The sequence below is a fragment of the Chitinophaga pollutisoli genome, assembly GCF_038396755.1.
GTDB classification, from domain to species: Bacteria; Bacteroidota; Bacteroidia; order Chitinophagales; family Chitinophagaceae; genus Chitinophaga; species Chitinophaga pollutisoli.
In genome coordinates, this window is record NZ_CP149822.1 from 4,232,651 (window position 1) to 4,258,728 (window position 26,078).

Below are 26,078 nucleotides of genomic sequence, written 5' to 3' on the forward strand. Positions count from 1 at the left end.
GTTCATCGTAATAAGGTTACATTTCCTTTTAAAGTAAACCGCTCGCCGGTATCGCAAACCGCGTCCAGCAGCCAAATGTATACATCCGGCGCCATAATCCTGCCTCCCTGCATCCCGTTCCAGCCCGCCGCCGGGTCATTCATTTTGATATCCGCCCGGTTGAATACTTCCTGCCCCGACCGGCTGTACACCCGGAACGAGTTGATGCTCCGGACCCCCTTCCCGCGGGGGAAAAAGATATCATTCATCCCGTCGTTGTTCGGCGAAAAACCGTTGGGAAGGAACACGTTCCCCTGGTCGCAGATCAACCGCACGTTCATCACATCCGACTTTTTGCAGCCTTCCGGGTTGGTGACCTCATAGGCGTAATCGATGCCGGAACGCGGCGCCGCAACGGTTTGCGGACAGGTGGCGCAATCGATCCAGGTATTGGGTTTCCATTCCCCGCTCAGCACGTCGCTGCTGAAAGTAGCCGTGAGCAATACGGTATTGCCTGCCACGATCACCTGGTCGGGCCCGGCGTTTACCGTGGGCACGGGTTTCACTGTTACCGTGATCTGCCGCGTGACCGTCGGGCAATCGGGATCGTTGCCGGCGGTTACCGTGTATATGGTGTTGGTAGTGGGGGTGATGAGGGGCATGGCCGTATTGCCGTCTGCCGTCACCACGGGCGTCCAGTTGTAATAAGCCGCGCCGCTGGCGCGCAGCCTTGCGCTGGAACCATTGCAGAGCGCGGTGTCGGGGCTCACGGAAAGCGTTACGGCCGGCACCACGTCTAGCGAAATCGTGTCTTTGACCTGGCAACCGAATGTGTTGACGGCCGTAGCGATATAGGAAGTGTCTTCGGTGGGGGAAGCCTGCGGAACCGGACAGTTGCTGCAGGACAGCTGCCAGGCCGGGAACCACGTCACCGTTCCATTAGAAACGGCCTGCAGGTTTGTAAACCCGCCTTCGCAGATCTTGGCTGTAGTGGCCTGAATGCTGAGGAATGGCGTGGGGTTGATGTCAACGTTCCGGATGATGGAATCCGTACAGTTGCGCGCGTCGGTGATCACCAGTTTCACCGGGTAAGTGCCGCTGGCGTTGAAAACGGGCATATCAGGCGTCGGCTTGTCGGACGATGGCAGATTGGCGAATTCCCACCGGTACCCGATCAATGGAATATTGGCCGTTGGCTGTGATTGCTGGATAAATGCAACCGGCTGGCCCGCGCAGGCGACAGCCCCGGTGGCGAATTGCGCTACAGGCGCCATCACTGTGAGGTGGTCTTTTTTCACGATCGTATCCGGGCATAGCGCGGGGTTGGTGTACACGATGATGAGCGTGTCGGAGAACAGCCCTTTCGTATTGACTGCCCGGCGTATATCCTCTTCCGTAGTCACGATCCGCTGCCCGTCGCCGAACCGCCAGTCGAAATGCTGCACCAGCGCATGGGGGACCTGCACTACGCCATAATGCACCTCGCTGTTCCGGCAGATGGAACCCACGCCGGTATGGAAATCCGCGGTAAAAACCTGGATGGTTTTGTAAATGGTGCTCATGCACGTCTGTCCCGCGTTCCGTACGATCAGCCGCACGTTGTACGTGCCGGGCTGCGAAAATGTATGGGTGGGATGAATACCCGATTCCGCCGGCGTGTTATCATCGAAATTCCATTCGTAGGTATCGCCTGCACTGCCGACTGTTACATTGGTGAAAGCATAAGTCCTTCCCGCGTTCCCGCAAACCCTGTTGTACGTGAAATCCGCGACGGGCCCGGTATTGGCAACCGTAACGGGCGCCGCGTCGGTATAGCAACCGTTGGAGCCTGCGCTCATGCGAACGGTCACGTTGCCGGCTGCACGGAAAGAGTGGTTGATGTCGTTTTCCGGGCCTTCGTATTGTGTGCCGTCGCCGAAGTTCCACCGGTACCGCGAAGCGTCGGTGGCGCTGGCGAGCAGCCGCGCCATGGTGCCGGCGCAGTTATCCGGCCGGGTGATCGTGAAACTCACGTTCGTGGGCCGTTCGCCGGTTTTTACATGCTTCGGGAAGGTTTGCATCACGGAGCACCCCTGCTGGGTGTTGACGGTCAGGGTGACGTTGAAATCCCCCGCAGCGAAATATTCATGCGTAATGTTGGGCGTGGTGGAATTGGCGCTGGTATTGTCGCCGAACACCCAGGAATACGAAACCGCGGGGTCGCCGGGGTCGGATTGCACATTGGCGCTGAAACCCGCCATGAACGGAATGCAACCTTCCTGCTGGGCGGAAGTCAGGTTGATGACCGGCGCAGAAACAATGATGAATTTCGGCTTGCGCAGCGTTTGCACGCAGCCTGTTGTATTGGTGACGGTAAGCGTCACGTCGAATGTGTCGAGCTTGCTGAAAGTGTGTTGCACCGTCGCGGAATTGGTGGAAACGGGCGTTGTGCCGTCCCCGAAATCCCAGACCCGGTGCGAGCCATCAGGCGTATCGTCGGTGAAGGTGGCGGTATACGTGCCGCAGGATTTTTGTTTATCTACCGAAAACGCCGGAACCGGCAAGGGATAAATTGTGAAATTTTGGGTGGCCGAGGCGGTAGCCAGGGTGTAATAAGCCGTTAGTTTGATGGAAACCGGTCCAGCGGAATTGAATGTCACCGTGGGATGGGGGGCCGTGGAGCTCCTTCCATCCCCGAAATCCCAGAGGTAAGAAGTCGGGCTCCCGGTACTGGTGTTCCGCAACGTCACCGTTGCCGGCGCACACCGCGAACTGGGCGCCACCGTATAGGTAAACCCGGCCTGCTGGGCAGTGGCCGCTCCCGGCAGTACCAGCAGGGCCCACAACAATCGGATCAGGTTTTTCGTATCAGGTGCTTTCATTTTTTCACAGGATATGGGAAAGTATAGGTTTATGGATTATACAAATTTATTATATTTTTTGCATTTCCCTATCGCAGCAATGTCACATTTCCTTTGAGCGTCATCGGTTCCCCGCTGTCGCATACCATTTCCGCCACGTACACGAACACGTCGGGCGGCAGTAACTGCCCGGCAAAACGGCCGTCCCACCCGCAGGAAGGGTTGTCCGACTGGCAATTAGACCTTTCGAACATCAGCTGCCCCCACCGGTTGAACACCCGGAACGATTTGATGACCCGGATCCCCCTGCCACGGACGTAGAAAATATCGTTCTGGCCATCGCCATTTGGTGTGAAAGTGTTGGGAATGAACGCGGTGCTGCCCGGGCAGAACAATTTGACGGGGAGCAGGGCGGTTGACTGGCAGCCGTGAATGTTCATGGCCGTGATCTTGTAGGTGACGGGGCCGCGAAGGCTCATTTCCGGGGTGGCGCAGTCGTAGCAGCTGAGCCATTTTTCCGGGTACCATTGCCAGGTGGTGATGTCGGGGCTCCCGGTAACGGGGGCCGTCAGCACGGTGCCGCTGGGTACGTTGATTTGGTCGGGGACGGTGATCACGGGGGCCTGGTGAACTGTCACGTTCACTTCCGCGGTATCAGTGAAGCAGGCATCGTTGCCATAACCCACCACGCGGTAACGTGTAGTCCTGGAAGGGGTGGCCACGGGATCGGCGATATCCGGATTATCCAGGTCGTTGGCCGGTATCCAGCGGTACCGCACGGCGCCGGAAGCCCGTAATGCCGCCTGTCTTCCTTCACAGATCTCCGTATCGGCCGTGCGTACCGTGAAGGGATGGGACACCCGCACCCGGATAGAATCTTCCGCCTCGCAACCAAACTGGTTCACGGCGGTAACCCGGTACAGGGTGTCGTTTTCGGGACTGATCACCGGGTTTTGCGCGCTGGCGCTGGAAATATTGTAAGGCGTCCAGCTGTATTGGGCCGGGCCGCCGTTGCTGATGAGTTGTAACGACGATCCCTCGCAGACTACCGCATCGCGTGGCGTAACGTTGAGCGATGGCAAGGGGTGCACCACCAGCTGGAAATCAGCCGTATCCGGACAAGTTCCCACGGCATTCCGTATCACCAGCCGGATGTCGTGCGTGCCTGCCTGGTCGTATTCCAGGAGCGGCGGCAGGGCGGGACTGTTTCCGGCTGCGCCGTCTACCGTCCATGTCCAGCTGGTGGACGGCAACCCCCGGCTTTCGGATCCGGCGAACTGAACAGGTTCATTTACGCAGACAGGCCCTGCCGGCGCGATGTTCGCTTCCGGCTTCGGATCGATCTGCAGGGAAAGGAATGCGGAATCTTCACATCCGTAACGGCTCACCGCCACCAGTTTGATGCGATGGCTGTTGGCGCCGGAATAGGTGAAGCGGGGATGATCGTCGGTGCTCACGTCATCGGTCCTGCCATTCACTCCAAAATCCCACCGGTACTGCATCGGGTCGCCGTGTTCGGTGGCAGACATGGAAGTAGAAGTATTGGTGAAAAGCACGTCGGCGGCATCGCAGGCGGCCTGCGTGCTCATGGTGAAGGAGGCTACGGTTTGGTCGACGATGATGCTGTCGACAGGGCCGCGGGCGGGCACTTTGCAGCCGCGGTTATCTTCCAGCACGATGCGCGGATAGTATACGCCGGGGCGGGTGTATTGATAGGTGTAGCTGTTGGTGGTCGTTACCTGCACCGTTCCGTCGTCCATGTCCCAGGTATAGCGTACTGCGTTGGGGGAGCTGGCGCTGAAGGTGGTGGCATGCGGCGCGCAGCCCTCTTTGTTGATGACGGATTTGGTGCCGGTGGGGCCGTCGATGAAAATATCATGGGAAGTGGAATCCACGCAATCGCCCTGCGAATAAGTATATAGCTTGATGGTGTAGTTGCCCGGGAAATTATAGACATGGTCGGGCTCGTCGATGTCGGAGCGCCCGTCGTCCCCGAAATCCCATATCACCCGGCGGTAATCCGTACTTTGGTTTTCCGGCGAAATGAGCGCGGGCGGGCATTGCGATACCTGGCCCGGCACGGTGAAGCGCGCCTGGGGATTGGGCACCGTGATATACTGGTCCTTCGTTTCGGTGGCCACACATCCTGCATCGTCCGTTACCGTGAGGGAAATCGTATAATTTCCGGAGGCCGTCCAGGTTTTAAGCGGATGGCGGTCGGTGGACGAAGTGCCGTCGCCGAAATCCCAGGCATAAGTTGGGTTAGTACCGACGGAAGCATTGCTGAACTGGAAGCCCTGGTCTTTACATGCGATCTGCGTTGCCGACCGGAAATTGGCTTCCACGTTCCTGACCTGCACCGGGCGGGAGATCGACGAAACGCATCCGGCCACGTCGGTTACAGTCAGCGTTACGTTGTAGGTATTACCATCGGCGAAAATGTGCTCGAAGTCTACGGGACGGGTGGTCAGCGTTTCATGCTGGGTGGCATCCCCGAAATCCCAAATCCAGCCTCTGATGGCATTGCCGTGATTCGCCGTGGACAAATCGGTGAACAATTGTGGCTCATTTTCACATCGCCTGCCGGTAAAACTGAAATCCGCATCCGCGCCATTTACCTGAATGCTAAGTGTGTTGGACGTGGAAACGCAGTTGTTCCGGTCGGTTACCGTCAGCACTACGTTGTAGGTACCGGGATTGAGGTAGGTTTTCGGGATGTTGTTGCCGGCCGAGGGCGCATAAGTTCCGTCACCCCAGTTCCAGTTCCATTGGGTGATATTGGCGGGGTCTACATCGTGGCGCGTGAAAGGCAGCGGCGTGGCGGCGCAGACTTCCATCGCGGAGGCGCTGATCCGGGGGCGTTCGTCGATAATGTCGACCGTTTGCGTCATCTCCGATTCGCAATTGCCGTCGCTTACGATGAGCCTTACCGTGTAAGTGCCGGTGGCGGTGTAAACGTGTGTGGGTGAGGGATCGGTGGAGGTATTCCCGTCGCCGAAGTCCCAGCGCCAGAAGCGTGGCGTGCCTGCAATCGGGCCGAAGTCGGACCGGTCGGTGAGGGTGATGCGGTATTTATCGGTGCAAAGGTTTTCAAGCATGAAATCCGCCACGGGAGGGAGGATGGTGATAAAATCGTTTTTGGTGAGGCTGCGGCGGCAACCGTAGTTGTTGACTTCCAGCGTTACATCGTGCAGGCCGATTTCGTTGAATATATGCGAAGGGTTTTCCGCGGTGAGCACCGTGCCGCCGTCTTGCGGAAGCGTCCATTGCCAGGAAGTGCCACGGGGCTGCGAAAGGTTGGTGAACTGCACGGGATCGCGCTGGCAGGGCGCTTTCGGCGTAGCGTCGAACTCCACGATGGGGATGCGGCCCGCCCGGACGGTCGTTTGCAGGTCTACCGGACAGGTGCCGTTGACCATAAGCCGCAGGCGGACAATATGATCGCCTTCGGTGGTAAAAGTATGTGAAGGGTTGGGGCTGGTAGAAGTAACCCCGTTCCCGAAGTCCCAGAGATAACCCGTGATGGTTCCGGATGTGAGCAGGTTGGCGCTGAAGCTGGATGCGTGGGGAAGACAGCCTTCCGGATTGGAAGCGAAGATCGCGGCCTGTGGGCGTTCCACCACGATGTAATCCGGGCGGGAGAGTTCGTTGGTACATCCGGCGGCATCCGTTACGCGAAGGGTGACGTCGTATTCACCGAAATTATTGTACGTATGATTCGGGGATGGCGCGGTGCTGGTGGTGCCGTCACCGAAAGTCCACAGGTAGGTGGAAGCGCCGGTGGCCATGTGCGTGAACTGCACATTGGCGGGTGCGCTGCAGCTGAATTGCGGCGTAGCGGTGAAGTCGACGGTCGGCCCGGTGACCGTTACGGATTTGGTGATGGTTTCAGTACATCCCGGTGTGCCGGAGGTGAGGGTGACGTTGTAGGTGCCGGGATAGGCGAAACGGAACGATGCGTCGGTTGCGTTGGAGGTGCTGCCGTCGGGGAAGCGCCATTGCGAAATGGTGGGCCTGGGCGTGGTGGTATTCCGGAATTGCACGGCGGTGCCGGCGCAGGCTGTGCCGTTGACGGCGAAATCGGGCCGGGTTCTCTGCACGACCACGAAAGCGGTTTTGGTGACAACGCCTTCGCAGCCGAGAGGCGTACGGGCGCGGAGGGTGACGGTGTAGGTGCCTTCGTTGGTGTAGGTGTGGGACGGGTTTTGCGTGGTGGCGGTGTTGCTGCCCGAGGCGGGATCGCCGAAGTCCCAGGTGACGGGGACGCCGGAGGTGCCGCTGGAGCGGAAGTTGACGGTGAGGGGGGCGGTGCAGGAACTTTGCACGTCGGCCGTGAAATCGATCCGGGGCGTTTCGTTTACCTGGATGTATTGTTGTCGGGTGAGGCCTTCCCGGCATCCGAAGCTATTGACAACGATGGTGGAAATCGTGAAATTGCCGCCAACGGTGTAGGTATGGGTGGGGTTGGGGCCGGAAGCGGAAGATCCGTCGCCGAAGTCCCAGGTGATGGATTGGATGGAGCCCGAGCCGGGGCGCGAGGCGTCGGTGAACGCGACTTGCAGTGGCGTGCAGCCCGACAGCGGGGTGGCGGTGAACGCGGGAATAGGGTTTTCGTACACCGTGATGGTTTGGGTGGCGGTGCGGGTGCCGCCGGGATATGTGACCGTTAACCGTACATTATAGGTTCCGGGGACGTCGAAGATCTTGCCGGCGTTTTGGTTGTTGGAATGGGCGCCGAGCTGGAAGTCCCAGTCATAGCCGCTGGCACCGGCGTCTGAGGTGTTGGTGAAGGAAACGGTGAGCGGCGCGCAACCGGAGGTGACGTCGGCGGTAAATGAAGCCTGTTGTGCCTTTGCTGTGGTGAAGCAGAGTATGGTCAGGCAGGTGCATATGCATGCAATATGGTTTTTCAGTTGGTGTCGGTTGAACATAGGTACCCGTGAAATTGGAGGTATACCCGCATGGGGGTTTTGTGTCAAAGAGGTAAAAATAATATTTAAAAAAGAATTATCTGTTTATATTAACATTATGTTTTCATCGTGTTAGGCGATTAATCATTTATTTGCCCCTGTTTACCGGATGTGTAGAAAGTACATTTACTTCGCCATTGCATCCGTTTTCCAAACCAAATGGATATGCCAGAACTGGATAAAACTTATTGGAATACGCGCTATGAGCGCGGGGAAACCGAGTGGGACATGGGAACCGTATCACCTCCCTTACGGGATTATTTCGACCAGTTGCCGAACAAAAACCTCCGGGTACTTATTCCCGGCGGCGGTAACAGTTATGAAGCCAAGTATTTGTGGGACAGTGGCTTCCGCGATATTACCGTGTTGGATATTTCCACTGTCATCATCGAGCGGCTGAAGCAGAAATATGCCGGAACGGGCATTAAGTTCGAGACGGGGGATTTTTTCGAGCATGAGGCGGAGTATGACCTGATCGTGGAGCAGACTTTCCTTTGCGCGTTGGATCCCGCGCTCCGGCAAGCCTACGCACGGCATATGTACGACCTGCTCTGGGAAGAAGGCCGCCTGGTAGGTGTGCTCTTCAACCGCGAATTCGAATCTCCCGGCCCCCCTTCGGCGGTGGCATCAAGGTTTACCGCAGGATGTTCGAACCATATTTCAGTTTCAAAACTTTCGCCCCCTGTTATAATTCACACCCCGCCCGCCAGGGCCGGGAAGTCTTCATCAACTTCCGGAAGCTCGACAGCGTTGCCCGCCGGCGCAGCTGACCGTTTGCCGCAGATTGCGTACCTTTATGCTTTAGCCATAGAAGACAAAACAATCACGGAACCGATGAAACATCTCATAACCATTGCCGCTTTTCTCTGCTGCTTTACCGCCGCCAGCGCCCAGCACGCCGTTTCTCCCGATATGTTCGAAAAAGGCCTCCGCCAGCCCTCCGTTCAACTGCTCGATGTGCGCACCGCCAAAGAATTCAAAACCGGCCACCTGCCCAATGCGCTCCAGGCCGATTTCACCAATAAAACTGAATTCGCCGAACGCGTCAAATCCCTCGACAAGGATAAACCGGTATTCGTGTACTGCCTCGTAGGCGGCCGTAGCAACGGCGCCGCCAAATGGCTCACCGACAATGGTTTCACGAACGTAACCGATCTTTCCGGCGGTATCAACGCCTGGAGAGCCGAAGGCAAAGCCGTCACCGGCGCGCAACAAGGTCCCCAGATGAGCCCCGACCTCTACAAACAGGCCATCGCCAGCAGCCAGTGGATCCTGGTGGATGTCGGCGCCGAATGGTGCCCGCCCTGCCGCAAAATGGCGCCCGTAGTGAAACAGTTCACCGAAGAAAAGAAAATCAAAGTCCTCAACGTAGACGGCGGAAACGACCTCGATGTCATGAAAGCTAACAACGTCACTCAAATACCCACCTTCATCCTGTACAAAGACGGGAAGGAAGTTTGGCGGAAATCCGGCATCGTGGAAGCGGAAGCATTCCGCAAAGCGATGAAATAACGCAATTAAAAAAGGGGGGCATTACATTCAGGCCCCCAAATTATAGATCTTTCCGTATTTCTCTTGTGCGTACGCCATAAAATGTTTGAAGTTGAGTTTCTCGCCCGTCACCTTTTCACATAACTCATTGGAAGTGTAATACCTGCCGTGGCGGTGGATGTTATCGCGCAGCCAATGCAACAGCCCGTCGTAACGCCCGTCGGCGATGGCGCTGTCGAGGCCGGTGATCTGCTTCCTGGCGGCGGCATGGAACTGTGCGGCGTAGAAGCTGCCGAGGGAATAGGTCGGGAAGTACCCGAAACTGCCGTGGCTCCAGTGGATGTCCTGCAGCACGCCCTGCATATCATCTGGCACTTTGACGTCGAGGTAATCGAGGTAGAATTTATTCCATATGTCGCGGAGGTCTTTGGTTTGAAGCTCCCCGCCGATCAGCCCTTTTTCGATCTCGTACCGGATCATTACATGGAAATGGTAAGTCAGCTCGTCGGCTTCCGTGCGGATGAGGGACGGCTGCACGAGGTTGATGGCTTTGTAGAAATCCATGATGGGCACGGCCTGGAGGTTGGCGCGGAAGAGCCCTTGCAGGTGGCCGTAGTGTTTCTGCCAGAAGATGAGGCTGCGGCCCACATTGTTTTCCCATAGCCTGCTCTGCGATTCGTGGATGCCAAGACTGGCGGCTTCGCCGCAGGGGAGGCCGTACTGCTCCAGGGGAAGGCCCTGCTCATAGAGGGCGTGCCCGCCTTCGTGGATGCAGCTCCAGGTCATATTGCCGAGGTCCTGCTCGTCGATGCGCGTGGTCACGCGCACGTCCTGCGGGTTGAAGCTCGTGGTGAACGGGTGTTCCGATACATCCTGGCGGCCCGCCCCGAAATCGTAGCCCATGGCCTTGAGAATGTCGATCCCGAATTGCCATTGCTGGTCTTTGGGATAGAGGCGGTTCAGGAATTTTTTATCGGGCGGCGTTTGCAGCGCTATTTTTTGCAGCATGGGCAGCAGCGACTGGCGGACGTCGCGGAAGATAGCGTCGAGCATAGCCACGTCGGCGCCTTTTTCGTATTCGTCGAGCAGTGCGTCGTAAGGGTGGCCGGAGAAGCCGAGGATTTGGGTTTCCCGTTTCTTCAGCTCCACCATTTTGGCGAGTTGCGGTTCGAAAACGGAGAAATCTTTCTCCTTGCGGGATTTGATCCAGGCGTGGTAGGCGGCGTTGGTGGCAGTGGAAAGCTCGGCCACGAAGGATGCAGGGTATTTGCGTTGTTTTTCGAAGTCTTCGGCCGACAACTGTACGTTTTTGCGTTGGATGTGGTCGAGGTCGGAGCGTTCTTTCAGTTCGCGGAGGAGGTCTCCGAGCGCGGGTTCGGTCGACAGTTCATGGGCGATGGTGCTGAGGGTGGTGAGTTGCTGGCCGCGGAAGCCGGCGCCTTTTTCGGGGAGGTAAGTTTCCTGGTCCCAACCGAGCACCGAGGCGGCATTGCGCACATCGGCGATTTTCTGCATCCGTTCTTTGTATTCGTCGTAAAGGGCTGCTGAAGTTTTTTGCACTGTCATGAAAAGCAATTTATTTTACAAATCTAATCAATCGCCGTACCGCCAACAATTGAAAGCGGGGAATGTTGATTATCTTGAAGATATGACGATTCAATCCATCATACAAGCGCTGGAGCGTTTTGCGCCGCCGGCTTACCAGGAAAGTTACGATAATGCGGGGCTGTTGTTCGGGAATCCGGACTGGGAGTTGAAGGGTGCGCTGCTCACACTGGATGCCACGGAGGCAGTGCTCGACGAGGCGATCGCGAAGGGTTGCAACCTGGTGGTGGCGCATCATCCTGTTGTTTTCGGCGGGCTGAAGCGGATCACGGGCCGGAATTACGTGGAAAGGGTGGCGATCAAGGCCATTAAACATGATATTGCCGTGTACGCGGCGCATACGAACCTCGACAATGTGCGGGCAGGCGTGAGCGCGATGATGGCGAAGCAGCTGGGGCTGGAGAAGACGCGGGTGCTGGATCCGAAGGAAGACCTGTTGCGGAAGCTGTACACTTTTGTGCCGGCCGGCCAGGCCGCGGCGGTGCAGGATGCGCTGTTTGCGGCGGGGGCGGGGCATATCGGGAACTACAGCGAATGCAGTTTTTCGGGGGAGGGAACGGGGACGTTCAGGGGCGGCGAGGGGACAGATCCCTTCGTGGGCAGGCCCGGAGAACGGCATAGTGAGGCGGAAGTAAAGCTGGAGGTGATTTTCCCGGCGCAGCTGGAGGGGAAAGTGACGGCCGCGTTGCTGAAGGCGCATCCTTACGAGGAGGTGGCTTTCGACGTGGTAAAGCTCGAGAACCGCTGGGCCGAGGTAGGCTCGGGGCTGATCGGCGAGTTGCCGGAGGCGATGGACGAAATGGCGTTCCTCGGGATGGTGAAGGAGCGCTTCCGCACGGGGTGCGTCCGGTATACCCCCTGAGAGGTAAAAAAGTCCGGAAAGTAGCGGTGTGCGGCGGGGCGGGGAGCTTTTTGCTGAAACAGGCCCGGGCGGCCGGGGCAGATGCCTACGTGTCGGCCGATTTCAAGTACCATGAATTTTTTGATGCTGAAAATCAATTAATTGTGGCAGACGTCGGACATTTTGAAAGCGAACAGTTCGCAGTAGACTTATTTTATCATATATTGACTGAAAATTTTAGTAACTTCGCGCCTCTAAAATCTACCATCAACACAAACCCGGTAAATTATTTATAATACATGGCTACTGTAAAAGAATACAACGTTGAGGAAAAGCTGGTTTCTGTACTGCGGTTACAGAAGATCGATTCCAAGTTGGATGAAATCCAGATCCTGAAAGGGGAGTTGCCGATCGAAGTTCGGGATCTTGAGGATGAGATTGAAGGCCTGAACCACCGCCTGGCTCACATTGAAGACGAGATCAAGGGCATTCAGGATTTCGTAGCCGCGAAGAAAAACGCCATCAAGGACGCGGAAGCGCTGGCCAAGAAGTACGAGAAGCAGCAGGATAACGTGAAGAACAGCCGCGAATTCGAAGCGATTTCGAAAGAGATCGAGATGCAGCAGCTGGAGATCAAACTGGCAGAAAAGCACATCCGCGACGCCAACGACGATATCAAAGAAAAATCCCGTTCCCTCGAAGTGGCCAAACGTACCATTTCGGATAAGGAAACGAACCTGAAACATAAGAAAGGCGAGCTCGAGAAGATCATTTCCGAGACAGAGAAAGAAGAGAACGGTTTTGAAAAACAAAGCGAGGAAGCCCGTGAGAAAGTGGATCCCCGCCTTCTCGCAGCTTACGAGAAAATCCGCAAAAATTACCGCAACGGCCTCGCCGTGGTAACGGTAGTGCGCGATTCCTGCGGCGGTTGCTTCAACGCAATCCCACCGCAACGCCAGGCGGAAATCCGTCAGCGTAAAAAGATCATCGTTTGCGAACATTGCGGACGCATCGTGGTAGATAACGATCTCGACGCCACCGTAACGATTTAATCGTTCCGGAAGGACCGAAATAATAACATGTGAGGAACTCTGCGCATATCCATTGCGCGGAGTTCCTTATTTTTGCCCCTATGCGTTTCACATTCCTTTTCGCCCTGATATGCAGTATATCCTTAGCCGTAAGCGCGCGGCAACCGGGGTACGACTTCAACGACCGCTGCCAGCAAGCTTATCACGCCATCATGCAGCTGCGTCTTCAAACGGGCCTTTCCCTGCTGGAAGCAGAAAAACGCGAAAACCCCGATAACCTTATTCCCTACTTCATCGAAAATTACGCGGATTTCTTCACCCTCTTTTTCAATGAAGACGCCAACGCGTACGCCAGCCGCCGGAAGCTCCGCGCCACCCGGCTCGACAAACTGGCCGAAGGTCCGTCCGACAGCCCGTTTCATCTTTACACCCAGGCCGTGGTAAAATTCCAGTGGGCGCTGATCAAGGTGAAATTCGGCGAGAAGTGGGACGCCGTGTGGGAAGTGCGCAAATCTTATCTCACCCTGAAAGACAACGAGCGGAAGCATCCCGGCTTCCTGCCCAATAAAATGGTCCTCGGACCGATGCAAACCGTTTTCGGCACCATTCCCGAAGGGTATAAATGGATCACCAACACCCTTGGCCTGCGCGGCAGCATCAAACAAGGAATGGCCAATTTGCAACAGGTGATCGACAGCCGCGACCCCGTGGCCGATATTTTCCGCGAAGAATCCTGGTATTACTACTGCTACCTCAAGCTTTTCATCGAAAACAAACCCGAGCAGCTCTGGGATTTTGTGGAGAAAAAGCAGCTCGATACAAAAAATAACTATCTTTTCGCCCTGATGGTAGCCAACCTGAGCCTCAACAACCAGAAGGCCGACCAAGGTATCCGTGTGCTGGAAGGGCGCCGCCAGAGCTCCGAATACACGGCGCTCTGGTATGCGGAATATGCGCTCGGTCTCATGAAGTTCGAGCGGGGAGATGCGGATGCCATCGCCCACCTGGAGCGCTTCGTAGGCGGATTTAAAGGCAAATTCTATGTGAAGGAGGCTCTCCAGCGCCTGAGCTGGGCTTACTACCTGAAAGGCGATATGAACAAGGCGCAATATTACCGGAACCTCGTTCCACAACGCGGCAACCTGGAAACGGACGCCGATAAACAGGCCCAGAAGGAAGCTAAGGGCGGCAAATGGCCGCATCCCGTGCTCCTGAAAGCCCGGCTGCTGAGCGACGGCGGCTTTTACACCGACGCGCGCGACCTGCTGCTGTCCAAAAAAACAACGGACTTCCAGCTGGTAGAGCAAAAGCTCGAATACGCCTATCGCCTGGCACGGATTTACGATGAAATGGGGAACGACTCCGCCGCCCTCCGCCTCTACGACGCTACCATCAAGATCGGGAGCAACCGGCCCGAATACTATGCCGCAAGGGCATCGCTCCAGGCCGGGTATATCTATGAAAAATCGGGTGACAAGGCGAAAGCCCGCCAATACTTCCAGACCTGTCTCGACATGGAAGGCCACGATTACAAGAATTCCCTGGACCAGCGCGCCAAATCCGGCATGCTGCGCCTCGACGGAAAATAAAACGGAACAACACTGATATGTTATACCGCCTGGTTATTCAGAATTACGCGATCATCGACGAACTGGAAGTCGACTTTGCCGGCAACCTTAACGTCATCACCGGCGAAACCGGCGCCGGTAAATCCATTCTGTTGGGCGCCCTGAGCCTTATCCTCGGCGAAAGGGCCGATCCCGCCGTATTGTTCGATAAAACCCGTAAATGCGTCATTGAAGGCGCATTCCGCGTGAAAACGGCACAGGTGCAGCCCTTCTTCGATGCCAACGAGCTCGATCTCGACGACCCCGTGATCATCCGCCGTGAAATCAGCGCCGCCGGCAAGTCACGCGCGTTCATCAACGATACGCCCGTCAACCTCTCCCAGCTCCAGGAACTCAGCGCCCTGCTGGTAGACCTTCACCAGCAGTTCGATACCCTGGAAGTCGGGAAGTCCAACTTCCAGCGCGAAGTGGTGGACGCCCTCGCCGGGCATACGGACCTCCTCCAGGCTTATGGAAAACGCTTCACGCAATACGCCCGCCTGCAGAAAGAACTCCGGGAAATGAACGCCCTCCGTGATAATGCCAACAAAGAAGCCGATTATAACAAGTTCCTGCTCGACGAGCTGCTCGACATCAATCTGCAGGAAAACGAAATAGAAAGCCTCGAAGCAGAGCAGCAGCTGCTGGGGCACGCCGAAGAGATCAAAGGCACGCTCAACCGGATCTATTTCCAGCTGAAGGAAGACGAACAGCCTCTCCTCCAACAGCTCCGCCAGCTGCAACAAAGTCTCCAGGGCCTAGCCGGCTTCCATAAAGACGTGCCCCCGCTGGCGGAAAGGATGCAGTCGAGCTACCTCGAGCTGCAGGACCTCGCCTCCGAAGTGGAGCGTCTCAACGACGGCGTGCAGTTCGACGGCGAGCGGATGGAGCAGCTAAACGAGCGCCTGGCGCTCGCCTACAAACTCATGAAGAAGCATGGCGTACAGGATACGGCGGCGCTGCTGGCCATCCGCGACAGCCTGCAGGAGAAGCTCGACGGCGTCCTCAACCTCGACGACCGGATCCGGGATACCGAGCGGCAGCTGGCAGCGTGCCAGGAAGTGCTGGAGCTGGACGCGCAAAAGCTGTCCGAACAGCGCAAGGCGCAGACGGAGCCGTTCGAAGCCAGGGTGAATGCCTTGCTGGCGCAGGTAGGCATGCCCAATGCCCGCCTCCGGGTGGATATCGCGGAAGGGGCCTTGCAGGCCTACGGGAAGGATAACATTGAGTTCCTGTTCGACGCCAACCGCAGCAACCAGTTCGGGCCCATCCGGAAGGTGGCTTCGGGCGGGGAGCTCAGCCGGCTGATGTTGTGTATCAAGTCGCTGGTGGCCCGTTCGGTTTCCTTGCCCACGCTCATTTTCGACGAGATCGATACCGGCATTTCAGGCGAAGCGGCCAAACAGGTGGGGATTATCATGAAAGAGCTGGCCCGCGGGCACCAGGTGATCTGCATCACCCACCAGCCCCAACTGGCCGGCAAGGCCGATGCACACTACTTTGTGTACAAACAATTGGTGGACGACAAGGTGAAAACAGGCGTACGCCTGCTTTCACAGGATGAACGGATCACGGCCATCGCCAAGATGCTGGGCGGGGAAAAGCCTACGCAGGCGGCGCTGGAGAACGCCCGGGAGATGGTTATGCAATAAGATTTCAATTTTCGACTATAACTGCTAAATTTGCCCAAATTTTAATCAATGGCTCATAACTTATTACAAGGGAAGAAAGGGATCATCTTTGGGGCGCTGGATGAAAATTCCATTGCCTGGAAAACAGCCGTGCGTTGCGTGGAAGAAGGCGCCCAGATCGTGCTGACCAACGCTCCGATTGCGCTGCGCATGGGTGAGATCAACAAGCTGGCTGAAGCCTGCAATGCCCCGGTAATACCTGCCGACGCAACGAGCATGGACGACCTGAACAACCTGTTCACCAAATCCATGGAGCATTTCGGCGGTAAGATCGATTTCGTGCTGCATTCCATTGGTATGAGTATCAACGTCCGCAAAGGAAAGCCCTATACCGACCTGGATTACGACTTTATGCACAAAGGGTTCGATATCTCCGCGATGTCGCTCCACCGTGTGCTGCAAACCGCCTACAAACTGGACGCCCTCAATGAATGGGGCTCCGTGGTGGCGCTGACCTACATCGCCGCACAACGCGTATTCCCCGATTACAGCGACATGGCGGACGCCAAGTCCCTGCTGGAATCCATCTCTCGCAGCTTCGGCTACCACTACGGCGTGGCGAAGAAGGTGCGTATCAACACCATTTCACAATCGCCCACCCGTACTACGGCAGGCAGCGGTGTGAAAGGTTTCGGCGACTTCATCTCCTACGCGGATAAAATGAGCCCGCTGGGTAACGCTTCCGCCGACCAGTGCGCGGATTACACCGTGACCCTGTTCTCCGACTACACCCGCATGGTTACGATGCAGAATCTTTTCCACGATGGTGGCTTCTCCTTCACAGGGGTTTCCGCAGCCGTGATTGAGTCCATGAACGAAAAATAATACTTGGCCCTTCGGGGAAAAAAATAAAAACCGTCCCGGAGAGTTCCTCACCAGGACGGTTTAATTTTTGCAGCATAGGAATACGGTGTCTTAGTATTCGTCTTCGTTGAAGAAGAAGTCGTCTTGCGACGGATAGTCAGACCAAATATCCTCAATGCCCTCATAAATTTCCCCTTCATCCTCCAGTTCCTGAAGGTTTTCGATAACTTCGATGGGTGCACCGGAGCGGATGGCGTAATCTATGAGTTCGTCTTTTGTGGCCGGCCATGGAGCATCCTCCAGGTACGACGCTAGTTCTAAGGTCCAGTACATCGTATATAAATTTTTACTTTTCCAAATTTTCGCAAAAGTATTATTTAATTTGAAATAAACAACTATTACTATTTTAACGGCTATTTATCGTTCGGTTATGCTTGTTGCTCGCAATGTCACCAAAAATTATTCCAACCTGCCGGTTTTAAAGGGGGTAGATATTTCTGTCAGTAAAGGGGAGATTGTTACGATCGTGGGGTCTTCCGGGGCGGGGAAAAGTACGTTGCTGCATATCCTCGGCACGCTGGATGCGCCTTCAGGCGGGGAAATCTTCATCAATGACGTGCAAACCAGCCATTTGGCAGGAGATGCGCTGGCAGATTTCCGGAACCGCCACATCGGTTTCATTTTCCAGTTCCATCACCTGCTGCCGGAATTCAGCGCCCTCGAAAACGTGTGTATCCCGGGCTTTATCGCCGGCACCCGTAAAAGTGAAGTCAGGGAGCGGGCGGCGTATTTGCTGGACACCCTGGGGCTCTCTTCCCGTCTGGATCACCGTCCTAACCAGCTCTCGGGAGGCGAACAACAACGCGTTGCCGTGGCCAGGGCCCTCATCAATAAACCCGACATCGTGATGGCCGACGAACCCACCGGCAACCTCGACTCCCACAATGCCAGGGAACTGCATCAGCTGTTCCTCCAGCTCCGCGACCAGTTCGGTCAAACGTTTATTATCGTCACCCATAACGAGGAGCTGGCCACGCTCAGCGACCGGCAACTCGTCATGAAGGACGGAAAAATAGTTTCCTGAAGTATTATTTTCCGAGGCATACTGCCAAACTGTCTTTCCAGTAAGGGATCTCCAGCCCGAAAGCCGCTTTGATCTTTCCTTTGTTCAGCACGCTGTAAGCCGGGCGCATTGCCGCCGTGGGGTACTGTTCGGAGGTGACGGGTTGCAGTTTGCATGCAGCGCCGGTCAGTTCCTTTATCGCCACCGCGAAATCGTACCAGGTAGCCACGCCTTCGTTGCTGAAGTGGTAAATGCCGCCTTCAGGGGCAGGATGGGAGAGTATGGTGAAAATGGCCACTGCGAGGTCGGGCGCGTACGTAGGCGTACCCGTTTGGTCGAAGACCACATTAAGGCTTTCTTTTTCCTTCATCAGTTCCTGCATGCGCAGGGCGAAATTCGTCCCGTTTTGGGAGTACAACCACGACGTGCGGAGCACGATGGCGCCAGGGTTTGTGCCCAGTACCGCCGCTTCGCCACGGAGCTTGGAGGCGCCGTAAATGGTTTGCGGGGAAGTTTCGGCATCTTCAGTATAGGGCCGGCTGCTGCGGCCGTCGAAAACGTAGTCGGTGGACAAGTGAATAAACATGCAACCTTTGGCCAGTGCGGCTTCCGCCAGCAACAGGGGCGCCTGGAAGTTCAGCAGGAAGGCTGCATCTTCTTCCGTTTCCGCTTTATCCACTTCCGTGTAAGCAGCGCAGTTTACCACTGCGTCAAAGTCATGGCTGCTGAAATAATCGCTGATGGCGTCGGCATCTGAAATATCGAGATCGTCGCGGCCGGCGGGGATCAGGGTAAAGCCGGGGAAGCGGGAAGAAACGGCTTGCAATGCAATGCCTAGTTGTCCTTTGGAACCTGTAACCAGTATGTTTTTCATGGCGTCTGTTTTTAAGGCTGAAAAGTGAAATGATGTGGGCAATCCGCCAGGAAGGGCAGTTCTGCATCTTTCGGGGAAATCACGGCGTCGGCCAGGGGGATGCCCCAGTCAATGTTCAGCGCGGGATCGTTGTAACGGATGCCGCCCTCGCTCGCCTTATGGTAAAAGTTATCGCATTTGTAAAGCACTTCAGCAATGGGGCTCAACACGGAATATCCGTGCGCAAACCCCTGCGGAACCAGCAGCTGTAAACGGTTTTCGGCCGACATTTCCAGGCAGTACACCTGTCCGTAAGTTGGAGATCCCTTGCGGATATCCACCACCACATCCATAATACTTCCTTCCAGCACGCGGATCAACTTGGTCTGGGCATAAGGCGCGTGCTGAAAATGCAGCCCCCGCAGCACGCCGTAAGTAGAGCGCGCCTGGTTGTCCTGCACAAATGCGACGTCGATCCCTTCTTTGTGCAGGGTATTGGCATTGTAGCTTTCAAAAAAATATCCGCGGTCGTCGTGGTGCACTACAGGCTCAAACACGAACAGACCCGGGAAGCCGGTGGCTGTTAAAGGCATTATCGTTGCTGGTATTGTTCTTCGTAGTATTTTTTATAAGCGCCGCTGGTCACATGGTCGAGCCATTCCTGGTTGGCCAGGTACCAATCAACGGTTTTCTCCAGCCCTTCTTCGAACTGCAAACTAGGCGACCAGCCGAGTTCCTTGTTGAGTTTGGACGCATCGATGGCGTAACGCTGGTCGTGGCCGGCGCGGTCTTTCACGAAAGTGATCAGCTGCGCGGAGGTTCCCGGTTCGCGGTCCAGCTTGCCGTCCATGATCTGGCAAAGCAAACGGATGAGATCGATGTTTTTCCATTCGTTGAAACCGCCGATATTATATGTTTCGCCATTTTTACCATGGTGGAAGATGGTGTCGATCGCACGGGCGTGATCATCCACAAACAGCCAGTCGCGCACGTTTTCGCCGGTTCCGTAAACGGGGATGGGCTTGTTGTTGCGGATGTTGTGGATAGCCAGTGGGATGAGTTTCTCCGGGAAATGGTGGGAACCGTAATTGTTGGAGCAGTTGCTCAACACAACGGGCAGATGGTAGGTGTGGTGATATGCGCGCACGAAGTGGTCGGAGCTGGCTTTGGATGCGGAATACGGCGACCGTGGATCGTAAGCAGTTTCTTCCGTGAAGAAGCCTTCTTCGCCCAGGGAACCATATACTTCGTCGGTAGACACATGATAGAAACGTTTCCCTTCGGTGCTGTCTTTCCAAAATCTGCGCGCGGCATTCAGTAGCACTGCTGTACCGAGTACATTGGTGCGGATGAAGGCCAGCGGGTCCTGAATGGAGCGGTCTACATGGCTTTCCGCAGCCAGGTGGATTACGCCGTCGAAAGTGTATTTCCCGAACAGGGCATTGATGGCGCCTTCGTCCGTGATGTCGGCTTTCTCGAAAATGTAATTGGGTTGGTCCTGAACATCATTCAGATTTTCCAGATTGCCGGCATATGTCAGCGCGTCCCCGTTCACAATTTGATAGTCAGGATATTTATTGACAAATAACCTGACAACATGGGAGCCGATGAAACCGGCTCCCCCTGTTATCAAAATTTTTTTCTTCATGCGGCTAATAAATATTGACTCAGGCTTTACCGAGCGCCTGTTTGAAATATTCGTAAGTGATCTTGAGCCCTTCCGCGCGGTCGACTTTCGGAGACCAGCCCAGGAGTTCCTTCGCTTTCGTGATATCCGGTTTGCGCTGTTTCGGATCGTCTTTCGGCAGCGGCTGGAACACGATTTTCTGGTTCGTGCCGGTCAGCTTGATGATCTCCTCCGCGAACTCGAGCAGGGAGATTTCCGCCGGGTTGCCGATGTTGACGGGCAGATGGTAGTCGCTCATCAACAGGCGGAAAATCCCTTCCACCAGATCGTCTACATAGCAGAACGAACGCGTTTGCGAACCGTCGCCGAATACGGTGAGGTCCTGACCGGTGAGCGCCTGGCTCATGAAGGCGGGCAATGCACGGCCGTCGTCGAGGCGCATGCGCGGGCCGTAGGTGTTGAAGATGCGGATGATGCGGGTATCCACGCCATGGAAATTGTGGTAAGCCATGGTAATAGATTCCATAAAGCGTTTGGCTTCGTCGTATACGCCGCGCGGCCCTACCGGGTTTACGTTGCCCCAGTATTCTTCGGGCTGCGGGTGAACGTTGGGATCGCCATACACTTCAGAAGTAGACGCCACCAGGATGCGCGCCTTCTTCTCCTTCGCGAGGCCCAGCAGGTTGTGCGTGCCCAGGGAGCCCACTTTCAGCGTCTGGATCGGCATCTTGAGATAGTCGATCGGACTGGCGGGAGATGCGAAGTGAAGGATGTAATCGAGCTCGCCGGGTACATGGACGAACTTGGTCACATCATGGTGGAAGTATTCGAATTCCTTTAACGGAAAAAGATGCTCGATGTTTTTGATGTTGCCGGTGAGGAGGTTATCCATCCCGATCACATGAAACCCTTCTTTTATAAAACGGTCGCAGAGGTGGGAGCCGAGAAATCCGGCAGCGCCGGTGATCAGTATACGTTTTTTATTCATTTTGATATAGAGTTTAAACGGGTAACGGCCTGGCGTCCCACGCTTTCGTAATGAAATCCAAGTTCCTGCATGCGCGGGGATTCGAACAGGTTGCGGCCGTCGAATATTACCTGGTCTTTCAGATTGGTGCGGATTTTTTCGAAATCAGGTGTGCGGAACACGCTCCATTCCGTGGCGATGATTAATGCATCGGCGTTATCCAGCGCGTCGTACTGATGCTCGGCGAAATGGATGCGGTCGCCCAGCAACTGCTTTACGTTCGGCATGGCTTCGGGGTCGAAGGCCGAAACGGTTGCGCCGGCGGCTAGCAGGCGGTCGATAATGTATAAAGCCGGGGCTTCGCGGATGTCGTCAGTATTGGGCTTGAAGGCCAGGCCCCACAGCGCGAAATGTTTCCCCTGGAGGTTATTTTCGAAATAAGATTCGATTTTGGGCAGCAGGAATACTTTCTGTGCTTCGTTCACGTCCATCACCGCATTCAGGATACGGAAATCGTAATCCACGGTCTGCGAAGATTTTACCAGCGCCTGCACGTCTTTCGGGAAGCAGCTGCCGCCATACCCGATACCGGGGAAGAGGAAGCGTTTGCCGATACGATCGTCGCTGCCGATACCGCGGCGTACCATATCCACGTCTGCACCCAGGCGCTCGCACAGGATAGCGATCTCGTTCATGAACGAAATTTTGGTGGCGAGGAAGGAGTTGGCGGCGTACTTGGTCAGTTCAGCGGATTTTTCATCCATGAAAATTACAGGGTTGCCCTGGCGCACGAACGGCGCATAAAGGTCGGCCATGATCTTGCGCGCCCTTTCGGAAGAAGTACCGATTACCACGCGGTCGGGCTTCATAAAGTCTTCCACGGCCACGCCTTCGCGGAGGAACTCGGGGTTGGATACCACGTCGAAATCCACGGTTGCGTTTTTAGCGATGGCTGCGTGCACTTTATCGGCGGTTCCCACAGGAACGGTGCTCTTGTCTACAATGATTTTATAATCCTTCAGCAGGTGACCCAGCTGGTCGGCCACTTTCAGGATATAGGAAAGATCGGCGGAACCGTCTTCCCCAGGAGGCGTGGGAAGCGCCAGAAAAATCACGGCTGCTTCACTGATGCCTTCTTCCAGGTTGGTCGTGAAATGCAGGCGCCCTTCTTTCAGGTTGCGCTCAAACAGTTTTTCCAGGCCGGGCTCATAAATAGTAACCTGGCCGGAAGAGAGCTTTTCCACTTTTTTAACATCGATGTCGACACAGGTTACATCGTTCCCTGTTTCTGCAAAACAGGTGCCGGTCACAAGACCCACATACCCGGTACCTACTACGGTAATTTTCATGTTGGGATTAATTTAAAAATGATTGAATTGAAGCGATAATGTGTTCCAGTTGCTCCGGGTCCATTTCCGTATGAATTGGTAGGGAAATAACCTTTGAGGTGAGTGTATCGGTAACAGGAAGGTGCTGATTGGTTTCGGTCATGCCCTCGAACATTTTCTGGCGGTGGCCGGGAACGGGGTAATAGATCATCGCGGGCACATTTTTCGCTGCCAGGTAAGCCTGCAGTTCGTTGCGGTCTTTACCTTCCACCTGCAACGTGTACTGGTGGAAAACGTGTACCTGGTTGGGCGCCTGGTAGGGGGTGATGATGTACGGGCTGCCGGCGAAAGCTGCGTCGTAAGCTGCGGCTACTTTGCGGCGGGCGGCGATGTAGCTGTCGAGCTGTTGCAGTTTGATGCGGAGCACCACGGCCTGCAGGGTATCAAGGCGGCTGTTAACGCCTACCTCATCGTGGTAATAACGGGCGGATTGCCCATGGTTGGCTACCATGCGGATCTTCGCGGCCAGTGCGTCGTCGTCGGTGAAGAGCGCGCCGCCGTCGCCATAGCAGCCCAGGTTTTTGCTGGGGAAGAAGGAAGTGCAACCGATGTGGCCAAAGGTGCCGGCCTTTTTGGTGATGCCGTTTTTCGTGGTATAATCGCTGCCAATGGCCTGCGCATTGTCTTCGATCACGTACAGGCCGTGCTTTTCGGCGATTTCCATGATGCTGTCCATATCCGCGCTGTGGCCGTAAAGGTGTACGGGCACGATGGCTTTCGTTTTCGGCGTAATGGCTTTTTCAATTGCCTGCGGGTCAATGCAATAGGTTTTGGGATCGATGTCCACAAACACCGGTTTCAGTTGCAAAAGGGCGATGACTTCCGCGGTGGCGATGAAGGTGAAAGAAGGCGTGATAACCTCGTCGCCCGGCTGGAAGCCCAGGGCCATCATGGCGATCTGGAGGGCATCGGTGCCATTGGCGCAGGGGATGACATGCCTGGTTCCCAGGTATTGGCCGAGTTCCTGTGCGAATTGCTGCACGGGCGCCCCATTGATAAATGCGGCGCTTTCAAGGACTTCCAGCATGGCAGCGTCTACCTGCGGTTTAATTTTGTTGTATTGGCGTTTTAAATCCACCATCTGAATAGGAACCATGAACGATGTCTTTTTATGAGACGGCAAATTTACAAATTTTGGGTTAGGCTGCAGAGACTATCTTTGCACCATATTTACTTTTTATCTCATTAAAGTTCAATAGCGTGGGCGTATCGATTTTTTTGTATAACATGGGCATCCGGCTTTTCAGGGCCGGCGTAGGGCTGGCGGCCCGTTCCGGGAAGGTGAAGGCGAAAGCCTGGATCGAAGGCCGGGAGCGGCTTTGGCCTGAACTGGAGGCTGCTGTGGCAGAGCGGAAACCCGCGATCTGGGTGCATGCCGCTTCGCTGGGAGAGTTTGAGCAGGGGAGGCCTGTACTGGAATCCCTCCGGGCCAGGTACCCCAGCCACCGCATCGTGCTTACTTTCTTTTCCCCCTCGGGGTATGAAGTCCGGAAAAACTGGCCCGGCGCCGACGTGATCTGCTACCTGCCCCTCGATACCCCGGAAAACGCGGCCCGCTTCCTGGACCTGGTACGCCCGCAACTGGCGATTTTCATTAAATACGAATTCTGGTACCACTTCCTCGCCGGCCTTTACGCCAGGAAGGTGCCGGTGCTTCTCATTTCTGGGATTTTCCGGCATAAACAGTTGTTTTTCAGGCCCTGGGGTGGTGTTCCCATGTTCAAGGATCTCCTACGGAAAATGGATCATCTTTTCGTCCAGAACGAAACTTCCATTACCCTGCTCCACAACATCGGCATAAAAGCGGTTACGCTGGCGGGGGATACCCGGTTCGACCGCGTTTGGGCGCTCCGGCAGCAACCGGTGGCCCTCCCGGCTATCGAATCGGCGCTCCGGCTGGAGAAAGTGCTCGTGGCGGGTAGCACCTGGGAGGCTGACGAGGCGCTCCTGGCGGAATGGTGGTATGGTGGCGGGAAGGAAGGGAGACAACTGGTGCTGGCGCCCCATGAGATCGATGCGGCCCACCTGGAAAACATCCAGGCTTTATTCCCGGATGCCGTGCGTTTTTCACGACTGAACGGCCGCCAGCCGGATGTGCTGGTGATTGATAATGTGGGCATGCTGTCGGCCTTGTACCGTTATAGCCGGGTGGCTTATGTGGGCGGGGGATTCGGAAAAGCAGGGATTCATAACCTCCTGGAGCCGGCTACGTACGGCCGGCCGGTGATTATCGGGCCGGTATACCAGCAATTTTTCGAAGCGGAAATGCTGGTGCACCTGAGAGGCGCCATCGTAATACAAAACGCGAAAGAACTGGCCAGGGCCATCGAGGCGCTGAACGATCCCTTTTATTACGGGCAGACATCGGAGATCGCCGCCCGCTTCGTGGAAGACCACAAAGGCGCTACCGAAAAAATCATGGGGTATATTCAGGAGAAACGCTTCCTGACGAGCGAGTAGAAGTGTTGCGCCACGGGGTCGGACTCGTCCCACCCCAATTTAATTTTCAGTTCCCGCTCGATCCAGTATTCCGCTTCCTGCAGGCTGGCGCATTCGTTGATGGTTTTCACCGAGCGCTCGTACATGGTTTTATCGCCGCGGAAGAGGGCTTCCATAAACTGGAACTTGTCGTTGATCCCGATTGCGCTTTTGAGGTCGGGAACGCCCATGCTGCCGATTTTTTCTCCTATTTCCATGTTTTTACCGCTGAACCGGTCGTTGAGCGACGCGGTGGGCTGGGCCACCAGTTCGTTCAGGTCGCGGCGAATGCCATTGGCTTCCGGAGCCGGCGCCGGTGCGGGTTGAGGCTGCAGTTGCGGCTGCGGTTGGGGAGGAAGGGGATCGAAGAGGGTGGCGCTGGCCGCCGGCTTCTCCGGTGCAGGGCGCACCTGCTTCACGGGAACGCGGTCGGGCGCATAGCCGTTCGCATGGCCGTTGGTAGCCATCGCTGCAACAGGCGCCGCAACGGCGGGCGTAACGGGAACAGGCGCGGGGGGCGGCGGCGCGGGAACCGGTTCGGAAACATGAACGTGCGCCGGCATAATCACGGCTACGTGACCATGGGAAGATAGCTCGCTCTGCTTCTGAAGATTCCGCTGGTGGAGGATTTCCGCCTGCAGCAACTGTGTGTAGTAGGACATGGATTGCAAACTCGCAGCAGAATTTTTCAATTCCTGCAGTTTGTCAATTAATGCATTTATCTTTTCCATGCGTTAATTGAATTTTGTTCCGTAAATCTGTGATGATAACGAAGTCCGGAAATAATTATTTTATTTGCAACTAAGTTATACTTTTTTAACCACTTGTTAGTCAAAATAATAC

The 26,078-nt window shown here is 55.7% G+C and carries 20 protein-coding genes; 9 read left to right on the forward strand and 11 right to left on the reverse strand.

Annotated elements, in window-relative coordinates:
- Positions 1-2: 2 nt before the first annotated feature.
- Both WJU16_RS17765 and WJU16_RS17770 read right to left on the reverse strand, forming a co-directional pair.
- Complete coding sequence (locus tag WJU16_RS17765; RefSeq protein ID WP_341834797.1) at positions 3-2,840, reverse strand: PKD domain-containing protein; 2,838 nt, start codon at positions 2,838-2,840, stop codon at positions 3-5.
- Positions 2,841-2,908: 68 nt separating this feature from the next.
- On the reverse strand, positions 2,909-7,750 hold the full coding sequence (locus WJU16_RS17770) for a PKD domain-containing protein (protein ID WP_341834798.1): 4,842 nt from the start codon (positions 7,748-7,750) through the stop codon (positions 2,909-2,911).
- Positions 7,751-7,954: 204 nt separating this feature from the next.
- Here WJU16_RS17770 and WJU16_RS17775 point away from each other — a divergent pair, with 204 nt between their 5' ends.
- Complete coding sequence (locus WJU16_RS17775; protein WP_341834799.1) at positions 7,955-9,301, forward strand: rhodanese-like domain-containing protein; 1,347 nt, start codon at positions 7,955-7,957, stop codon at positions 9,299-9,301.
- 27 nt (positions 9,302-9,328) lie between these two features.
- Here WJU16_RS17775 and WJU16_RS17780 read toward each other — a convergent pair whose 3' ends face one another.
- A complete protein-coding gene (locus WJU16_RS17780; RefSeq protein WP_341834800.1) occupies positions 9,329-10,846 on the reverse strand; it encodes a carboxypeptidase M32 in 1,518 nt (505 codons plus the stop codon).
- Between the two features lie 82 nt (positions 10,847-10,928).
- Between WJU16_RS17780 and WJU16_RS17785 the strand changes: the two genes are divergently transcribed.
- The 6 genes from WJU16_RS17785 (at position 10,929) to WJU16_RS17810 (ending at position 16,880) form a co-directional block, all read left to right on the forward strand.
- The gene (locus tag WJU16_RS17785; RefSeq protein ID WP_341834801.1) at positions 10,929-11,747 is read left to right on the forward strand and encodes a Nif3-like dinuclear metal center hexameric protein; all 819 of its coding nucleotides are present in this window, start codon (positions 10,929-10,931) and stop codon (positions 11,745-11,747) included.
- Between the two features lie 26 nt (positions 11,748-11,773).
- Complete coding sequence (locus tag WJU16_RS17790; protein WP_341838673.1) at positions 11,774-12,022, forward strand: Nif3-like dinuclear metal center hexameric protein; 249 nt, start codon at positions 11,774-11,776, stop codon at positions 12,020-12,022.
- 3 nt (positions 12,023-12,025) lie between these two features.
- A complete protein-coding gene (locus tag WJU16_RS17795; protein WP_341834802.1) occupies positions 12,026-12,778 on the forward strand; it encodes a C4-type zinc ribbon domain-containing protein in 753 nt (250 codons plus the stop codon).
- An 80-nt stretch (positions 12,779-12,858) separates the two neighbouring features.
- Positions 12,859-14,346, forward strand: a complete 1,488-nt coding sequence (locus tag WJU16_RS17800) for a tetratricopeptide repeat protein (RefSeq protein ID WP_341834803.1) — start codon at positions 12,859-12,861, stop codon at positions 14,344-14,346.
- Positions 14,347-14,363: 17 nt separating this feature from the next.
- Positions 14,364-16,016, forward strand: a complete 1,653-nt coding sequence (gene recN, locus WJU16_RS17805) for a DNA repair protein RecN (protein WP_341834804.1) — start codon at positions 14,364-14,366, stop codon at positions 16,014-16,016.
- Positions 16,017-16,064: 48 nt separating this feature from the next.
- Positions 16,065-16,880 (forward strand): SDR family oxidoreductase, encoded by an 816-nt coding sequence (locus tag WJU16_RS17810; protein WP_341834805.1) that lies wholly within the window; start codon positions 16,065-16,067, stop codon positions 16,878-16,880.
- Between the two features lie 90 nt (positions 16,881-16,970).
- Here the strand turns inward: WJU16_RS17810 and WJU16_RS17815 are convergent, their stop codons facing one another.
- A complete protein-coding gene (locus WJU16_RS17815) occupies positions 16,971-17,192 on the reverse strand; it encodes a DUF2795 domain-containing protein (RefSeq protein ID WP_012794455.1) in 222 nt (73 codons plus the stop codon).
- A gap of 97 nt (positions 17,193-17,289) precedes the next feature.
- On the opposite strand from WJU16_RS17815, the gene WJU16_RS17820 reads away from it, so the two are divergent.
- Positions 17,290-17,943, forward strand: coding sequence for an ABC transporter ATP-binding protein (locus WJU16_RS17820; RefSeq protein ID WP_341834806.1), 654 nt, complete (start codon positions 17,290-17,292; stop codon positions 17,941-17,943).
- Positions 17,944-17,947: 4 nt separating this feature from the next.
- Here WJU16_RS17820 and rfbD read toward each other — a convergent pair whose 3' ends face one another.
- Genes rfbD through WJU16_RS17850 form a run of 6 tightly spaced genes read right to left on the reverse strand, consistent with a single transcriptional unit; the run spans position 17,948 to position 23,853 of the window.
- Positions 17,948-18,796: a dTDP-4-dehydrorhamnose reductase gene (rfbD, locus tag WJU16_RS17825; RefSeq protein ID WP_341834807.1), complete on the reverse strand. Its 849-nt coding sequence runs from the start codon at positions 18,794-18,796 to the stop codon at positions 17,948-17,950.
- An 11-nt stretch (positions 18,797-18,807) separates the two neighbouring features.
- A complete protein-coding gene (rfbC, locus tag WJU16_RS17830; protein ID WP_341834808.1) occupies positions 18,808-19,368 on the reverse strand; it encodes a dTDP-4-dehydrorhamnose 3,5-epimerase in 561 nt (186 codons plus the stop codon).
- Positions 19,368-20,423, reverse strand: a complete 1,056-nt coding sequence (gene rfbB / locus WJU16_RS17835; RefSeq protein ID WP_341834809.1) for a dTDP-glucose 4,6-dehydratase — start codon at positions 20,421-20,423, stop codon at positions 19,368-19,370. Before rfbB ends, rfbC begins: the two co-directional genes overlap by 1 nt.
- Positions 20,424-20,442: 19 nt before the next feature.
- Positions 20,443-21,390, reverse strand: coding sequence for a UDP-glucuronic acid decarboxylase family protein (locus WJU16_RS17840; RefSeq protein ID WP_341834810.1), 948 nt, complete (start codon positions 21,388-21,390; stop codon positions 20,443-20,445).
- Positions 21,387-22,718, reverse strand: coding sequence for a UDP-glucose/GDP-mannose dehydrogenase family protein (locus tag WJU16_RS17845; RefSeq protein WP_341834811.1), 1,332 nt, complete (start codon positions 22,716-22,718; stop codon positions 21,387-21,389). The genes WJU16_RS17840 and WJU16_RS17845 overlap by 4 nt, the downstream gene beginning before the upstream one ends.
- Before the next feature lie 7 nt (positions 22,719-22,725).
- Positions 22,726-23,853 (reverse strand): DegT/DnrJ/EryC1/StrS family aminotransferase, encoded by a 1,128-nt coding sequence (locus tag WJU16_RS17850; RefSeq protein ID WP_341834812.1) that lies wholly within the window; start codon positions 23,851-23,853, stop codon positions 22,726-22,728.
- Between the two features lie 104 nt (positions 23,854-23,957).
- On the opposite strand from WJU16_RS17850, the gene WJU16_RS17855 reads away from it, so the two are divergent.
- Positions 23,958-25,217 carry a glycosyltransferase N-terminal domain-containing protein gene (locus WJU16_RS17855; RefSeq protein ID WP_341834813.1) on the forward strand — a complete coding sequence of 420 codons (1,260 nt, stop codon included), beginning with the start codon at positions 23,958-23,960 and terminating at the stop codon, positions 25,215-25,217.
- Here the strand turns inward: WJU16_RS17855 and WJU16_RS17860 are convergent.
- Positions 25,187-25,966, reverse strand: coding sequence for a hypothetical protein (locus WJU16_RS17860; protein WP_341834814.1), 780 nt, complete (start codon positions 25,964-25,966; stop codon positions 25,187-25,189). The two genes, WJU16_RS17855 and WJU16_RS17860, sit on opposite strands and share 31 nt — an antisense overlap.
- Positions 25,967-26,078 lie beyond the last annotated feature (112 nt).

Coding starts and splice junctions, on each gene's coding strand:
- WJU16_RS17765 (WP_341834797.1), bottom strand. CDS start 2,840: ATGAAAGCACCTGATACGAAAAACCTGATCCGATTGTTGTGGGCCCTG.
- WJU16_RS17770 (WP_341834798.1), bottom strand. CDS start 7,750: ATGTTCAACCGACACCAACTGAAAAACCATATTGCATGCATATGCACC.
- WJU16_RS17775 (WP_341834799.1), top strand. CDS start 7,955: ATGCCAGAACTGGATAAAACTTATTGGAATACGCGCTATGAGCGCGGG.
- WJU16_RS17780 (WP_341834800.1), bottom strand. CDS start 10,846: ATGACAGTGCAAAAAACTTCAGCAGCCCTTTACGACGAATACAAAGAA.
- WJU16_RS17785 (WP_341834801.1), top strand. CDS start 10,929: ATGACGATTCAATCCATCATACAAGCGCTGGAGCGTTTTGCGCCGCCG.
- WJU16_RS17795 (WP_341834802.1), top strand. CDS start 12,026: ATGGCTACTGTAAAAGAATACAACGTTGAGGAAAAGCTGGTTTCTGTA.
- WJU16_RS17800 (WP_341834803.1), top strand. CDS start 12,859: ATGCGTTTCACATTCCTTTTCGCCCTGATATGCAGTATATCCTTAGCC.
- recN (WP_341834804.1), top strand. CDS start 14,364: ATGTTATACCGCCTGGTTATTCAGAATTACGCGATCATCGACGAACTG.
- WJU16_RS17810 (WP_341834805.1), top strand. CDS start 16,065: ATGGCTCATAACTTATTACAAGGGAAGAAAGGGATCATCTTTGGGGCG.
- WJU16_RS17815 (WP_012794455.1), bottom strand. CDS start 17,192: ATGTACTGGACCTTAGAACTAGCGTCGTACCTGGAGGATGCTCCATGG.
- WJU16_RS17820 (WP_341834806.1), top strand. CDS start 17,290: ATGCTTGTTGCTCGCAATGTCACCAAAAATTATTCCAACCTGCCGGTT.
- rfbD (WP_341834807.1), bottom strand. CDS start 18,796: ATGAAAAACATACTGGTTACAGGTTCCAAAGGACAACTAGGCATTGCA.
- rfbC (WP_341834808.1), bottom strand. CDS start 19,368: ATGCCTTTAACAGCCACCGGCTTCCCGGGTCTGTTCGTGTTTGAGCCT.
- rfbB (WP_341834809.1), bottom strand. CDS start 20,423: ATGAAGAAAAAAATTTTGATAACAGGGGGAGCCGGTTTCATCGGCTCC.
- WJU16_RS17840 (WP_341834810.1), bottom strand. CDS start 21,390: ATGAATAAAAAACGTATACTGATCACCGGCGCTGCCGGATTTCTCGGC.
- WJU16_RS17845 (WP_341834811.1), bottom strand. CDS start 22,718: ATGAAAATTACCGTAGTAGGTACCGGGTATGTGGGTCTTGTGACCGGC.
- WJU16_RS17850 (WP_341834812.1), bottom strand. CDS start 23,853: ATGGTTCCTATTCAGATGGTGGATTTAAAACGCCAATACAACAAAATT.
- WJU16_RS17860 (WP_341834814.1), bottom strand. CDS start 25,966: ATGGAAAAGATAAATGCATTAATTGACAAACTGCAGGAATTGAAAAAT.